Here is a 14,839-nt window from a genome sequence, read left to right as displayed (position 1 = left end):
ACCGTCCAGCCGGACCCCGTGACAGAGCCGGACCCCGTGAGGAAGAGGGCACGCCGCAGCAACCGGTGCGGCGGACCCCGCGCGCGACCGCAACCGGTGGGCGCCCCGGCCGACTCTGCCGGCCGAGCCCGCACCGGTCCCCGCGTACAGGCCGTCGCGGGCTCAGCGCGGTTCGGGGTCCGCCGTCCAGGCGCGCAGCTTCTCCGGGTTCCGCACGGCCCAGACGCGGGTGATCCGGTCGCCCGCGACATCGAACGCCAGCACCGCCACCGCGACACCGTCCTGCCGGATCAGCAGTCCCGGCTGGGCGTTGACCAGACGCTCCAGGACCGTCGCGTCGGGTGCCCGGCCCGCGATGTCGACGACGTAGCGCGCCACCTGTTCGCCGCCCTCGATCGGGTGGAGCGACGCGCTGACGATGCCGCCTCCGTCGCCGGTCGCCGTGGCGCCGGGATCCAGGAGCCCGATGAGCGCGTCGAGATCCCTGGTCTCCCACGCCGCCTTGAAGTCCCTGACGAGGGCCGAACGCCGGATCGCGGACGTCTGCGCACCCCGCGACGCCTGCAGGCGCCGCCGGGCCGACGTGGCCAGTTGACGGCATGCCGCAGGCGTACGGCCGACGATCCCGGCGACGTCGGCGAAGGGGTAACGGAAGACGTCGTGGAGGATGAACGCCACCCGCTGCGCCGGGGTCATCGATTCGAGCACGACGAGGAAGGCCATGCCGATCGACTCGTCGAGGGTGACCCTGTCGGCCGGATCCGCGGGATCGCCGCCCGACCAGCCGCTGATCCACTCCCCGCGGCCGGGCAGCGGCTCCGGGACCCACGCGCCGACGTACCTCTCCCGCCGGGCCCGGGCCGAACCGAGCAGGTCGAGACAGATGCGACTGGCGACGGTCGTCAGCCAGCCGCCGGGCGACACGATGTCCGTCCGCTGCCGCGGGGACATGGCGTACCAGCGGGCGTAGGTCTCCTGGACGACGTCCTCGGCGTCGGAGAGGGAGCCGAGGAGCCGGTAGGCGAGATGGACGAGCCTGCGCCGCTCGTCCATGACCGCGTTCAGGCCCGGATCGGGCCGGGCGTCCGCCGGTTCTGCCTGAGTACTCATCGTGTCGTCGTCCCCCTCGATCGCGGTTGCCTCACTCCTTCGACGAAACAGCGCACCGATGCGTGAGGCCGTACGTCACTCACACTTTCAGGATCTGCGTCGTCGTATCGCTGAGACGAACACCGACGACCCCCAGGGCCCTTCGGCGCGGGTGTTCTCGACGAGCGTGCCGTTCGGCCGGCCGGCCTGTCCAGGGCCGCCCGGCCGAGGGCCGGTCGGCGGGCACCCGCCCGCGACGGTCCGGCGTGATGGGGGGCGTCCCTGCGCCGATCGGGCCGATCGTACTCACGGGGATTCCCCGGCCGCGCGCTGCCGTGCGATGCCGGCGAATCGGACAAGGGAGGAAACCATGAACGACATGCGCGTCATCGCCGACCGCTTCGAGATCGAGTCGCTGCGCGGCGAGTTCACGGACGCGGGCACGATGGGTGACTACGACCGCTTCGCGGCGCTGTTCACCGAGGACGGCAGGTGGCGGATCCCCGGCATCGGTGTCGACCTCGTCGGCCGGGGAGAGATCCGCGCCGGGGTCGAACGCCTGCAGGGACTCTGGGACTTCTTCGTGCAGCACACTCACCCGGGCACGATCCGGCTGGACGGGGACAGGGACGGCGCGGAAGGCCGCGCGTACGTCTCGGAGTTCGGGCGCCTGCGCGACGGCCGTACGCACCAGAACCACGCCATATACCACGACCACTACCGACGCACCCCGGACGGCTGGAAGTTCTCCGAGCGCCGCTACGAGGTCCGCTGCACCGACACCACCGCGCTCACCGGCACGGCGCCCCGCGCGGCAGCCGACGACGGCCCGGGGGCCGGGGAGGGCGGCCCGCTGTGACACACCGGGTGGGGCGGTTCACCGCTCCCCCTCCGACCAAATCGGCCCTTCCTCCGCGCCGTTCGGCTACGTCGCGGGGTGCGGGGCCTCGACCGCCAGCGCCTGCTCCAGCGCGCCGAGCGCGGCGCCGTCCCGCCCGGGGACCCTGGACCGTACCGTGAGCAGGGACCGGCCGAGGGTACGGGCCTGCTCGGGATCGGTCAGGCGCTGCCACTGATGGTGCGCGCGGTCGACCGCGCCCTGGAGATCGGGAGCGTCGGAACCCTGTCCGAGAGCGAGACGCGTCTGGGCGGCGGTCGTCCACAACTGGCAGGAACGGGCCGGGTCTTCCGCGAGGCGTGCCAGGTCGGCCCGTACCTCGAGCCAGTGGACCGCCTGCAGGGAACGCGGCCCGTGCGCGCGCAGGGCCTCGCTCTCCCACGCGGCCGCCATCGCCGCCGCCTCACCGTGGCGCCCGGCCCGCGCGGCCGCCAGGATCGCGGGGTGCGGATCCGCCGCCTCGACGGAGGAGGCGTCAGAGGCGGCCGGGACGGACACGGCAGGGCCGGCAGGAACGGGGCCGGCAGGGCCGGAGGGCGTCGATGGCCGGCGCGGGGGCCGGCTGTCGGGCGACGGTGCCCCGCCTCCCGGCACCGGCTCGAACGCCAGGAACACCGCGTCCTCGTGGCCGTCCTGGGCCGCCCGGACGGCAGCGTGCTCGTGGAGTCGGACCGGCCCCGGGCGGGCGCCACTGCGCCACAGGCCGGCGCACGCCCCCAGGTAGGCCGGAACCGCGAGCGGTCCGCGTGCCGGGTGCGCGGCGACGCGTCCGTACAACCGCACCCCGGCCCCGAGGAGCAGCCGCTGGGGGTCGCTCGCCTCCCGCCAGGCCTCGGCGTCGGCCACCAGATCGACCAGTACCGTCGTCGTACCGGGAGCGCGGCGCCCCAGTTCGGCCGCGAGCCAGTGCCACGGAAGGGCCGTGTAGCGCAGCGTGTTCACGCTCGTCCGGGCGAGCGCCACGTGCAGCAGCCGTTGCCGCCGGTCCACGTGGAGCTGGCCCGCGACGCACACGGACAGCGGACCGGGCGACGCGGCCGCGGCACGGATACGGGTGAGCACGGTCTGGGGGTCGAGCGGATCGGCGAGTTCGATCACGCTCGACACGGGCGTGCCGGTGAACGCGTCCGGCGGGACGGCCGCGAGCGCGGGCAGCACCGCCGCCGCATCGATCAGACGGCCCTTGCCGACCGGGGCGGCCGCGAGCAGCACCACCACACCCGTAACCCCGGCCACCTCCGGTTTCTCCACCCGCACACCGTAACCCGACCGGCCCGGCCGCCCCTTGGCGGCACGTGCGCGGCGGTGGGCGCGGGGCCGGCGGCTCGGGAGCGACCTACTCGAAGCGTGCCGTGTCGCCGGCGCCCCGGCGGACGATCTCCATCTCCCCGCCGGAGAAGTCGATGACGGTCGTCGGTTCGGTGCCGCAGTCACCCGAGTCCAGGACGACGTCCACGACATGGTCGAGCCGGTCCTTGATCTCCCACCCTTGCGTCATCGGTTCGGGCTCGTCGGGCAGCAGCAGCGTGCTCGACAGCAGGGGTTCGCCGAGTTCGGCGACGAGGGCCTGGGCGACCACGTGATCGGGGATGCGCACCCCCACCGTCTTCTTCTTCGGGTGCTGCAGTTGGCGGGGGACTTCCTTCGTCGCGGGCAGGATGAAGGTGTACCTGCCCGGTGTCGCCGCCTTGATCGCGCGGAACACGTCGTTGTCGATCTGCACGAACTGACCCAGCTGCGCGAAATTCTGGCAGACCAGCGTGAAGTGGTGACGATCGTCGAGATTGCGGATCGACCGGATACGGTTGATGCCGTCACGATCACCCAGTGCGCAGCCCAACGCGTAGCAGGAGTCGGTCGGATACGCGACAAGTGCCCCGGAACGGATGTTCTGGGCCACGCCGCTGATGATGCGCTGTTGCGGGTTCTGCGGATGCACGTCGAAATACCTGGCCATCCGTCGAGCTTAGGCGCCTGCGGCCGAAGCCGCCGCCAGGGGCGCGCACGAGCACGGGCGGGGCAGCGCGCGACGCGGGCGCGGGCGGGTCCGGTTCGCCCCGGGCGGGACGGCCGCCCGGTGTCCCCTTCTGGTCGTGACGGGCCCGATCGGCCTGGTCGAACCCGTCCAGTGGCGGCGGGCGTTCGTCCCCGCGTCACGCACGTTCGCGGGATGCGGTCAGCGCCGCGCGAGCCAGGGCGGTGGCGCCGGGCAGCCCGTCGCTGACCGGGTGGGGGACGGGACCTCCCGGGGCGAGGCGGCGGCGCAGAGCGGGCAGCAGTACGCCCTCCGGGCCGAGCAGGCCCCCGGTGGTGACGAGGAGATCGTCCGGCCCCGGGCGCAGCGGAGCCAGCGTCGCCGCCAGTCGCTTCGCCGCGCCCGCCAGGATCCTGCGGGCCACCCGGTCCCCGCGGCGCGCCGCGTCGGCGACCGCGGGACTGAGTCCGGCCAGGTCGATCACGGGCCGCTCGTGCACGGCGTGCACGAGCCGGTCCCGGACCTCGGCCGGAGAGGGCCGCGTGCCGCAGGCCTCGTCGACGCCCTCCGCCTCGCCGAGGTAGTAGGCGCGAACCGCCGCCCCCAGCAGGGTCGGAGCACCGCGGCCGTCCAACTCGGCGAGGGCGGCCCGGACCGCTCTGCGGCCGATCCAGAAGCCGCTGCCGCCGTCGCCGAGGAGCCAGCCGTTCCCGTCCGAGGTGGCGACGGTGACACCGTCGGTGATGCGGGCCGCCACGGCGCCCGTACCCGCGACGAGGACCAGGCCGTCGGCGGGCGGCCCGGGCGCGGCGGCGAAGGCCACTTCCGTGTCGCTGTGCACACTCACGAGGCGGGGCCGTATGGCGAGATCGGCGAGCGCACGGGTGAGTGCGGACCGTGCCGCCCGCGATCCGGCGTCACCGGGCTGGGCGGAGCACCCGGCGAGACCCGCCGCGACGGCCCGGACGCGCGAGCGCAGTTCGGGCGGTACCGCGGCGGCCATCGCCTCGCGCAGATGGGCCGTGAGTACGTCGGGCGACTCGGACAGCGCGTTGCCGGGGCCCGATGTACCGGTCGCGAGGAGACCGCAGTCGCCGCCCGCGCCGGCCCGCGGTCCCCCGGGGGCGAGCGCCGCGCGGGTACGGGTGCCGCCGGCGTCGATGCCGAGGACGAGGTCCGGCGCCGACGTCGGCACGCGGACGCTGCTGCCGGCGTTGCCGGTGTTGCTACCGGCGTTGGTGCTGCCGTTGCTGCCGTTGCTGCCGTTGCTGCCGTTGCTGCCGGGCACGATGCGCTCCTCGGGGAGTCGGAAGTGACGGGGGAAGCCGGCTATCCCTGTCCGTGCGGGTGCTTGTACGGGCGTACGGCCTCGCTGGTGGCCGCCATCGCCTCGGTGCTCTGGTCGTACGTGCGCTGGGCCACGGCGATGTAGAGCAGGTCGAGCACCGCCATCTGGGCGTGCCTGCTGAGGATCGTGTGACCCGCCGGCCCCTCGTGCGTCACCGTCGTGGCGAGGACCGTGTCCACCCGGCGCGCGAGGGGTGACTCCGGGTCGCCGACCACGGCGACGGTCGTCGCGCCACGGGACGCGGCCTCCGCCGCAAGGTCGGTGATCTCCCGTGTGAGCCCGCTGTGGGACACGGCCAGCAGGACGTCGCGCGGACCCAGCAGAGCGGCGCCCGTGAGCGCGACCTGCGTGTCGGCGGACCACCAGGCGGGCACGCCGATGCGGTACACCCGCTGCTGGAACTCGGCCGCGATGCTGCCGCTGCCGCCCGCCCCGCAGATCTCCACCCGGCGGGCCGCGGCGATCGTCGCGGCGGCCCGCTCCACGGCGGCGAGGTCCACCCGCGCGAGCGTCTCGCCCACGGTGTGCCGCACTCCGGCGGAGATCGCCGAGGCGACGGCGTGGATGTCCTCGCTCTCCGAGATGTCCCGGCCGATGTTGGCCTGCCAGGTCTCGTGTTCGTTGCGGCCGGTGTCGGAGGCGAGCGCGAGGCGCAGGGCCGAGTACCCCGGCAGCGAGAGGGTGCGGCAGAAGCGTGTGATGGAGCCGGTGGACACCCCGCACGCGTCAGCGAGGTCCAGGATGGTCATCCGCGCGGCGGCGGCCGGGTCGTCCAGGATCAGACCCGCCGTGGTGCGCTGGGCCTCGGGCAGGCCGGGCAGCAGTTCCCGGATGCGGCCGACGATCCCGCCGACAGGCCCTGCGGAGAGGGGACCCGCCTGCGGGGTCTCTCGCGCCGCCACCTGATGTGACGAAGAATTATTCTTCATCCGATCCCCCTCGTCCTGCTCGCTGTCCGGGACCTCCCGGTCCGGGCCGGAACCTTCGCTGCCCCCGGCGGCCAATTCTGCCTCGGGGGCATTGACTTGGCCCAGAGGTGCGCGCAAAGTCGTGTCCATGGAGAAGAAAACTTCTCCATGCCCAGCTCTCTCCCATGACGCTTTCCAACGACTCCCAAGGAGTGCGGGTGCCGGACAGTCAGGAGTTCCTCACAGCGGCGAAGGACGTGGTCGACCGCGTCGTCACCACGCAGGCCGCGGCGGTACTGCGCGCCGCGGAACTCATCGCGGGCGCTCTGCGGTCGGACGGGGTGGTGCAGGCCTTCGGCACCGGCCACTCGGAGTCCCTGGCCACGGAGGTCGCCGGACGCGCCGGCGGGCTGGTGCCCACCAACAAGATCGCGTTGCGGGATCTCGTACTCCACGGGGACGCGCCTCGCGAGGTCCTCACCGATCCGAAGCTCGAACGCGATCCCGCCATCGCCCACCGGCTCTACGAGCTCGCGGCGCCCCGGCCCGACGACGTGTTCGTCATCGCTTCCCACTCCGGCATCAACGGCTGCGTGGTGGAGATGGCGAAGCTCGTGAAGGAACACGGCCACGGACTGATCGCGGTGACGAGCCTGGCCCACACGGCGCGGGTCACCCCCCGCCACCCGTCGGGCAAGCGCCTGAGCGACTTCGCCGACGTCGTCCTCGACAACGGGGGTCCCTACGGTGACGCCCTGCTGCCGTTGCCCGGAGGCGGATCCGCCTGCGCCGTCTCCTCGATCACCGCCGCGTACCTGGCCCAGATGGTGAACGCCGAGGTGGTGCGGCTGCTGATCGAGGCGGGCGTCAAACCGCCGGTCTACCTGTCGGCCAACGTGCCGGGCGGTGACGAGCACAACCAGGAGCTGGAGGACCGCTACGCGGGGCGTATCCGCCGGGGCGCCTGACGCGGAGCCGGCCGCGCCCGGCCCCTGCCCGGTCCGCCGCCGGGGCTGTGCCGCAGCGACGGTCGAGGGTCCCGGTCAGGTCCGCCCGCACCCGGTGTCCCGCGGTCCGGTCCGTCAGCGGGGCCTCCGTACCCGGGGTCGCGTCCCCCCGGTACGGAGGCCCCGCCCTCCGCGCCGGGTGGCCCCTCCCCCGGGATCCGTGATGTCCGCTTTCTGCCCGCGAGCGCCCTGCGGCCCACGCCCCGCCCCGCGCCGCGCGCCCGCCTCGCACCTGCCCGGATGCCGGATACGCCGATCCTGACGTGCCGTCCGGTACGCCCTCGCGCCCGCCACCCCCTCCCGACCCTCTGGACCCCCAGACCCTCCCCGGCACCCGTACGCGACCCGCGGCCCACGACCCGTCGGGGGCCCCGCGTACGCCGCTCGCGCCATCCGTCCGACCCGTGGAACCGTCAGCTTCCCCTCCCCTGGAGCACGCATGAACGGTCGAGACCGAACAGGCGGCGACAGCCGCCGGCCCCCGTCCCCGCATCCGCTGCGCCTGCTGCGCCGCCGCCTGCTCGCGAGACCCGCCGCCGCGCTGGCCGTGAGCGCCGCGCTCGTCATCTCCGCCCTGGCCGGGGCGGGTGCGGCGACGGCTGCGGGAACCTCCCCCGGCACCGGCACCGGCACCGGCACCGCCGCGGCGCAGGGCACAGCGGTCACCGCCACGGCGCCCGCGACCCTGCCCTCCCTGCACAACTGGACGGGTGGCGACGGATCCCTGCGCCTCGGTCCCCGTACCCGGATCGACACCGACAAGGCCGACGCGGACACCGCCCGGATGCTCGCCGACGAACTGCGCGGGACCCTGGGCCGCCGCGTCGCCGTCACCGAGGGCCCCGCCGCCCCCGGCGACATCGTGCTGCGCTCCGACCGTGCGCGCGGCGACCTCGGCTCCGAGGGCTACACGCTGCGCGTCACCGACCGGGTGTCCGTCATGGGCCGTGGCCCCACCGGCGCCTTCTACGGCACACGTACGCTCCTGCAGCTGCTCACGGGGACCACCTCCCTGCCCAGGGGAAGCACGACGGACGTGCCGTCCACCGGGGAACGCGCCGTCGGTGTGTGCGCCTGCTACACGTACAACACGGACGCCTGGCTGACCCGGCTCATCAAGGACATGGCGTACCTGAAGCTGAACACCCTCCACCTCGAACTCAAGGTCAAGAGCACGGAGTACCCCGAGGTGAACACCTTCTCGTACTACACACCCAAGGAGGTCCGCGGGATCGTCGCGCTCGCCGCGCGGTACCACATCACCGTGATCCCGGAGATCAACTCACCCGGTCACATGGACCCCTACCTCACGCCGTACCCGGACCTGCAGCTCGCGGACAGCAAGGGCACACCGGATCCCACCCGCCTGGACATCACCGACCCGGCCGCCTTCACCTTCTACACCCACCTGGTCGACACCGACCTCTCGCTCTTTCCCGGGCCGTACTTCCACATGGGCGCGGACGAGTACATGATCCGCTCCGCGTACTCCAACTACCCCCAACTGCTCGCCTACGCGCGGCAGAAGTTCGGTCCCGCCGCGACCCCGCAGGACGCGTACATCGACTTCGTCAACCGCGTCGACGCGTACGTCCGCTCCAAGGGCCGGACACTGCGCATCTGGAACGACGGCCTGACCGGGGAGAACACCGTCCCGCTCAACAAGGACATCGTCATCGAGCACTGGCTGCCCGAGCCCGTCACCTCGCAGCAACTCCTCGACCAGGGATACCGCGTGATGAACGCGAGCGACGCCCTGTACTACGTGCGCGGCAGTTACCGGCCCGACGCGGAGAAGCTCTACGACACCGACTGGACGCCGGCCGACTTCACGGACGGGACGGTCACGGCCCACCAGGACGGCATCACCGGGGCCGAGTACATGGTGTGGCCCGACAACTACGGGGCGGAGACCGAGAACCAGGCCCAGACGGGCATGTTCGACTCCCTGCGGGTCTTCGCGCAGGGGTCCTGGGGCGGCCCGAAGCCGACCGCCGACTACGCCGGATTCACCGCACTCGGTGACCGCCTCGGACACGCGCCGGGCTGGGGACCCGCCTGGACGCAGCCGGTGGCCGACGGTACGTACACGATCGGCGCCGTCGGCGGCGGTGGGCTCACGGCGGGCGCCACGGCCGGATCCGCGCTGACGGCCGCACGCACTTCGCACGGCGCGGCGCCCCGATGGCGGCTGAGCTCGACGGACGACGGTTACTACCGGCTCGTCGACCCGGCGAGCGGACTGTGCGCCGACGTGTCGCACGGCGCGGCGAACGGCATGAAGGTGGTCGAGGAGATCGGAGCCGCCGCCACCGTCGAGACCTGTTCCTCCGCCGCCTCCCAGAAGTGGCAGCTCGAACCGGTTCCCGGTGGATACCGGCTGGTCGACGCGATCACCCAGCAGACGCTCTCGGCACGGAGTGCGGGCGCGGCCGTCGTGCAGGAACCCCGGGACACCGCCACGCACGATGTGTGGCGCGTCGCCGCGAGCACGGCCGGCGCCTCCTCCACGAGCGCCACGACTCCCACGAGCGGGCCGACCCGCGCCGCCGGAACGGATCGCACACCCGGAACAACCGCCACGGCACAGCAGGGAAGGTGACGACATGATCAGCCGCAGGGGAATCCTGATCGCGGGTACCGCCGTCGGGGCGGCGGCCCTGACTCCCACCGTGGACGCCGCCGCGGCGCCCGTATCCGGCACGCCCGCCCCGGCGGTCGGCGCGCGGGACGCCGGGCGTCCCCTCTCCGTGGTGACGGTGGATCCCGCCGACACACCGGCCGACATCGTCGCCAAGGCGGCGGCGGTGGTCCCGAGGCCGCCCCAAGTGGCCTGGCAGTCGCGCGAGGTGACCGGGTTCACGCACTTCGGGATGAACACCTTCACCGACCGCGAGTGGGGTTCCGGCTGCGAGGACGAGGCCACCTTCGCCCCGGCTGACGCCGATGTCGACCAGTGGATGCGTGCCTACCGGGCGGCCGGGATGAAGCAGGTCATGCTCACCGCCAAGCACCACGACGGCTTCGTGGTGTACCCCACCCGCTACACCAACCACTCCGTCGTCGCGTCCCCCTGGTGGTATCGCGGCGGCAGGCCCGACGATGCGGCGCGAACCGCCCGGGAGCGGGCCGCTCGGGAGCGGGCCACCGATCCGTCGGCGTACTGGCGCATCCGGGCCACCGGCGACGTCAACCCGCACGGTGACCTGCTCGGCACCTATCTGGCCGCGGCACGCCGCGCCGGACTGAAGGTGGGCGTCTACCTCTCGCCGGCCGACGGGGCCGAACTGCCGCACGCATGGCACCGCACGTGGGTGGACCAGATCGTCGCCAGGCACGACGCGGGCGCCTCGCTCAGCATCGAGGAGCAGTCGACGTACGACGACCGCGACCGCACACCGGCGGGCCTCGGCCGCTACGGCAGCGACAGCGACGTCACCGAACGGACGATCCCCACTCTGGTGCCCGGCGACGACCGGGACGAGGCGGTGCGCTCGGGGCGGTTGCCCCACTTCCGCGTCCTCGCCGACGACTACAACGCGTACTACCTCAACCAGCTCTACGAACTCTTCACCCAGTACGGTCCGATCGACGAGTTGTGGCTCGACGGCGCCAACCCGTGGACGTCCAGCGGGATCAGCGAGACATACGACTTCACGACGTGGTTCCGGCTGATCCACGCCCTGTCCCCGGACACCGTGACCTTCGCCGGCCCGCAGGGCACCCGATGGGTCGGCAACGAGGAGGGCCGGGCCCGAGAGAGTGAGTGGAGTGTCACGCCCGCCACGGCCGACCCGGCGACGGGACACGGCGAGACGTTGCTGCCGGGCGGCCCGCAGGCGGCGGACATCGGTTCCGACGCGGCGATCACCGCGTCCGGGGTGCGCTACCTCCAGTGGTTCCCCGCCGAGGCGGACGTCTCCCTGAGGCCGGGCTGGTTCTGGCACGCGTCCGAACAGCCCAAGTCGGCGGCCCAGTTGATGGATCTGTACGAGACGTCGGTCGGTCGCAACGCCGTACTCCTGCTCAACGTGCCGCCCGACACGTCGGGGCGGGTGGCCGACGAGGACGTCGCCTCGCTGACCGCTTTCGGCCGCACCGTCGCCAGGGTCTACGGCCACAACCTCCTGGCCGGGGCCCGGCCTTCCCGTACGGTCGAGGCCCTCACGGACGCGCGGCTCGGATCGGCCTGGTCGCCCGGCGAGGGTGCCACCACCGGCGCCCTGGAGGTACACCTGCGGAAGGCCGTCACGTTCGACCGGATACGGCTCGGCGAGGACATCACCAGGGGCCAGCTCGTCGAGGACTTCGCCGTGGACGCCTGGACGGACGGAGCATGGAGCGAGATCGCCTCGGGCACGACCATCGGTTACGCGCGCATCCTGGCGACCGGGGCCCCGGTGGCGACCGACGCCCTCCGGGTCCGCGTCACCGGGGCCCGGAACACCCCGCATCTGTCCGCGCTGGGTCTGTACAGCACGTCCGGTGCTCAGGTGGAGTGATCACAGGCGGCATCGCCATGAGGGCCTGACCGAGGGCGACGTCGAGAGCCGGTCCGGCCCTGTCCGACAGGTCCGGACCGGCGGGTCCGGCCCTGTCGGACGGACCATGGATCCGCCCTGTCCGGTGAGTCCTGTCCGGTGAGTCCGGTCGGGTCGGGCCTCTCGCTGCCCGGCCGGCTCTCGCGAGGGGCGCGCCGCTCGCTCGCGCTGTCGCCAAGAGCCAGGCGCAGAACCCGTTCCGCGCACGGTCGACCGCACCGGGCCGCTGCCGCGCGCCCGGAGAACAAGAGTTCTCCAAGAGGACCGGCCGATCTGCGCAAACGGGTGATCCGTCCCATAATTGCTGCATGGCTATGGACATGAAGCTTGAGGTCGTGGTCCTGCCGGTCTCCGATGTCGACCGCGCCAAGCACTTCTACCAGTCGCTCGGGTTCCGGCTGGACATCGACTACGTGGGCGACGAAGAGGGCTTCCGGGTCGTGCAGTTCACACCGCCCGGCTCGGGGTGCTCGATCACCGTCGGCAGCGGGATCACGTCCGCGCCCCCGGGTTCCGCGGACGGTCTGCATCTCGTCGTCCTGGACATCGACAAGGCCCGGGCCGAGCTCGTGGACCGCGGTGTGGACGTCGGGGAGATCTTCCACGACGCGGGCGGGGTCTTCCACCACGCGGGCGACAAGGGACGGGTGGCCGGACCGGCTCCCGAGCACGCGAGCTACGGATCCTTCTTCGCCTTCGACGACCCGGACGGGAACCACTGGCTGGTGCAGGAGATCCGGACGAGGCTCCCGGGCCGGTGAAGCGGCACCCGGGCGGCCGGCCCGGGCAACCACAGGAGTACGCGTGGGCATGAGTGAGACCTCCGGCACCTACGACGTGGTGGTGCTCGGCGCCGGACCGTGCGGCGAGAACCTGGCGGAACGGACCAGCGACGCCGGGCTGAGCACCGTGATCGTGGAGAGCGAACTACTCGGCGGGGAATGCTCGTTCTGGGCCTGCGAACCCAGCAAGGCGCTGCTCAGGCCGGTCCTGGCACGGGCGGACGCACACCGTGTACCGGGCTTCGGCGCTATCGCCGAGGCCATGGACCCGGCAGCGGTCTTCGCGCACCGCGACAAGCTCGCGGCGTACTGGCACGACGACGACCAGGTCGCCTGGCTCGGCTCGGTCCCGGTCGACCTGGTGCGCGGGCACGGCCGGCTCGACGGTCCCCGGCAGGTGACGGTCCGCTCGTCCGGCGGCGACACCGTACGGCTGAGTGCCCGGTACGCCGTCGCCGTCTGCACCGGTACCGACTCCGCGCTGCCCGCGCTGCCCGGTCTCGCCCGGGTCCGGCCGTGGACCAATCGCGATGCGACGAGCTCCGACACCGTGCCCGGCCGGCTCGCCGTGGTCGGCGGCGGGGTGGTCGCCACCGAGATGGCGACGGCGTGGCGGGCCCTCGGTTCCGAGGTGACCATGCTGGTCAGGGGCGAGGGCCTGCTGCCCAGGATGGAGCCGTTCGCGGGCGAGATGGTGGCCGACGCGCTGCGTGCCTCCGGTGTCGACGTGCGGTTGTCGACCTCGGTCGCGTCCGTGACCCGTGAGGGCGGCCCCCCGGCCCAGGTGCGGACGACCCTCTCGGACGGTGCCGAACTCGCCACGGACGAGATCCTGTTCGCCACGGGACGCGCGCCGCGCACGGGGGACATCGGCTTGGACACCGTGGGTGCCGCGCCCGGGGACTGGCTGAGTGTGGACGAGACGTTCCGTGTCCGGAGCGTCCCGGAGGGCTGGCTCTACGCGGCCGGGGATGTCAACCACCGGGCACTGATGACCCACCAGAGCAAGTACCAGGCCAGGATCGCCGGTGCCATCATCGGTGCCCGTGCCAACGGCCGTCCGCTGGACGACGGCCCCTGGGGCGCGCACGCGCCGACGGCGGACTCCGTGGCCGTGCCGCAGGTCGTCGTCACCGACCCGGAGGTCGCGAGCGTCGGTCCGACCGCGCGGGAGGCGGAACGTCTCGGGCGCCGGGTCGACGTGGTCGACTACGACCTGGGCCGGGTGGCGGGCGCCGTGCAGTACGCCGACGGTTACCGGGGCAGGGCCCGCCTGCTGATCGACCAGGACCGCGGGACGGTGGCGGGCGCCACTTTCGTCGGCCCCGGCGTCGCCGAGCTGCTGTACTCGGCGACGGTGGCGGTGACGAGCGAGATACCGGTGGAACGGTTGTGGCACGCCGTCCCGGCCTTCCCGACGATCAGCGAGGTCTGGCTGCGGCTGCTGGAGACCCGGCGGGACAGTGCCGCCACGGTCCGCGGAGCCGAGGCCGATTTCTGATCCCGCCCGGCGGCGGCCCGGGGCCGCGCCGCCCTGATCCCGTGAGGGCCCGGTGCCGCGCGGGCAGCCGTCCGGGGGACGGCCCGGGCCCGTCAGTAGCCGCGCCGCCGGTTCTCCTCGGCGGCCTCCTCCAGCCTGCGTACGCGCCGCTCCCGTTCGGCTTCCAGCTCCGCGGACGCGTCGTCCAGGGCGGCGAGCACGGCCCCCTCCGCCTGACCGAAAGCGGGCGGCGGTCCGGCGGGCCGCAACTCGCGGATCCCGGCGTCCCGTGCGAGGGCGGCGAGGACGGGCTCGCCCGCCGTCCAGCGCTCCAGTGCCGAACGGCGGCCCGGGGTGTCCGCCGCCACCTTGGGGCCGGGCGAGAGGAACGGCCACCGCCGGCGCTGCCGGACGATCAGCCCGTCGGCTTCGAGAGCCGCCACATAGTGCGCGGTCAGGTCACGGCCTCTGCGCCACAGCCAGTCGCCGACCGTTTCGTAGGGGCTCTGCCGGGCGAGTGACGCGGCGGCGTCGTCGAGCAGGTGGTCCCGCAGGGGGCGCACCGGCCCGGGAACGACACGTACCCCGGCCTCCAGGCTCACGGCGCCCTCGGCCAGCAGGTCGATCAATTCGGCGCCGGCGAGGGCGAGGGACAGTGCACCGGACTCCTCCGGGTCCACCGGCCCCGAGTCGATCGCGACGATGAGCAGGTCCCGCGGTGTGGTCATGATCGGCTCCAACGCCGCTCTCGGCGGCCCTCGTGGCGCTCGCCCGCGGCACGGCACGGGTGTCGTGTGCCGTACGGGCACCG

Annotated in this window: 12 protein-coding genes; 6 read left to right on the top strand and 6 right to left on the bottom strand. The window is 73.2% G+C overall.

Translation table 11 applies throughout. The features are described 5' to 3' along the window. Positions 1-162: 162 nt before the first annotated feature. Positions 163-1,110: an RNA polymerase sigma factor SigJ gene (sigJ, locus tag OG310_RS33015; RefSeq protein WP_329459513.1), complete on the bottom strand. Its 948-nt coding sequence runs from the start codon at positions 1,108-1,110 to the stop codon at positions 163-165. Between the two features lie 349 nt (positions 1,111-1,459). Here sigJ and OG310_RS33010 point away from each other — a divergent pair, with 349 nt between their 5' ends. Next, positions 1,460-1,948 (top strand): nuclear transport factor 2 family protein, encoded by a 489-nt coding sequence (locus OG310_RS33010; protein ID WP_329459512.1) that lies wholly within the window; start codon positions 1,460-1,462, stop codon positions 1,946-1,948. Positions 1,949-2,014: 66 nt separating this feature from the next. Here OG310_RS33010 and OG310_RS33005 read toward each other — a convergent pair whose 3' ends face one another. The 4 genes from OG310_RS33005 to OG310_RS32990 all read right to left on the bottom strand — a co-directional run bounded on the left by OG310_RS33005 (position 2,015) and on the right by OG310_RS32990 (position 6,239). Continuing rightward, positions 2,015-3,238 (bottom strand): hypothetical protein, encoded by a 1,224-nt coding sequence (locus OG310_RS33005; protein ID WP_329459511.1) that lies wholly within the window; start codon positions 3,236-3,238, stop codon positions 2,015-2,017. An 85-nt stretch (positions 3,239-3,323) separates the two neighbouring features. Next, a complete protein-coding gene (locus OG310_RS33000; RefSeq protein WP_329459510.1) occupies positions 3,324-3,944 on the bottom strand; it encodes an L-threonylcarbamoyladenylate synthase in 621 nt (206 codons plus the stop codon). 196 nt (positions 3,945-4,140) lie between these two features. Beyond that, the gene (locus tag OG310_RS32995; RefSeq protein WP_329459509.1) at positions 4,141-5,250 is read right to left on the bottom strand and encodes an N-acetylglucosamine kinase; all 1,110 of its coding nucleotides are present in this window, start codon (positions 5,248-5,250) and stop codon (positions 4,141-4,143) included. A gap of 41 nt (positions 5,251-5,291) precedes the next feature. Continuing rightward, a complete protein-coding gene (locus OG310_RS32990; protein WP_329459508.1) occupies positions 5,292-6,239 on the bottom strand; it encodes a MurR/RpiR family transcriptional regulator in 948 nt (315 codons plus the stop codon). A gap of 164 nt (positions 6,240-6,403) precedes the next feature. Here OG310_RS32990 and OG310_RS32985 point away from each other — a divergent pair, with 164 nt between their 5' ends. The 5 genes from OG310_RS32985 (at position 6,404) to OG310_RS32965 (ending at position 14,049) form a co-directional block, all read left to right on the top strand. After that, entirely contained in the window at positions 6,404-7,186 is a 783-nt protein-coding gene (locus OG310_RS32985; protein ID WP_443078786.1) for a sugar isomerase domain-containing protein, read from the top strand. Positions 7,187-7,664: 478 nt separating this feature from the next. Beyond that, positions 7,665-9,827, top strand: a complete 2,163-nt coding sequence (locus tag OG310_RS32980; RefSeq protein ID WP_329459506.1) for a family 20 glycosylhydrolase — start codon at positions 7,665-7,667, stop codon at positions 9,825-9,827. A 4-nt stretch (positions 9,828-9,831) separates the two neighbouring features. Further along, a complete protein-coding gene (locus OG310_RS32975; protein WP_329459505.1) occupies positions 9,832-11,727 on the top strand; it encodes an alpha-L-fucosidase in 1,896 nt (631 codons plus the stop codon). A 353-nt stretch (positions 11,728-12,080) separates the two neighbouring features. Then, on the top strand, positions 12,081-12,527 hold the full coding sequence (locus OG310_RS32970) for a VOC family protein (protein ID WP_329460496.1): 447 nt from the start codon (positions 12,081-12,083) through the stop codon (positions 12,525-12,527). A 49-nt stretch (positions 12,528-12,576) separates the two neighbouring features. Beyond that, complete coding sequence (locus OG310_RS32965) at positions 12,577-14,049, top strand: dihydrolipoyl dehydrogenase family protein (protein ID WP_329459504.1); 1,473 nt, start codon at positions 12,577-12,579, stop codon at positions 14,047-14,049. Positions 14,050-14,141: 92 nt separating this feature from the next. On the opposite strand, the gene OG310_RS32960 is transcribed toward OG310_RS32965, so the two are convergent. Continuing rightward, positions 14,142-14,756, bottom strand: coding sequence for a GOLPH3/VPS74 family protein (locus OG310_RS32960; RefSeq protein ID WP_329459503.1), 615 nt, complete (start codon positions 14,754-14,756; stop codon positions 14,142-14,144). Positions 14,757-14,839: the final 83 nt, after the last annotated feature.

The organism is Streptomyces sp. NBC_01497, assembly GCF_036250695.1.
GTDB lineage: Bacteria > Actinomycetota > Actinomycetes > Streptomycetales > Streptomycetaceae > Streptomyces.
This window is presented reverse-complemented; position numbering and strand designations above follow the sequence as displayed.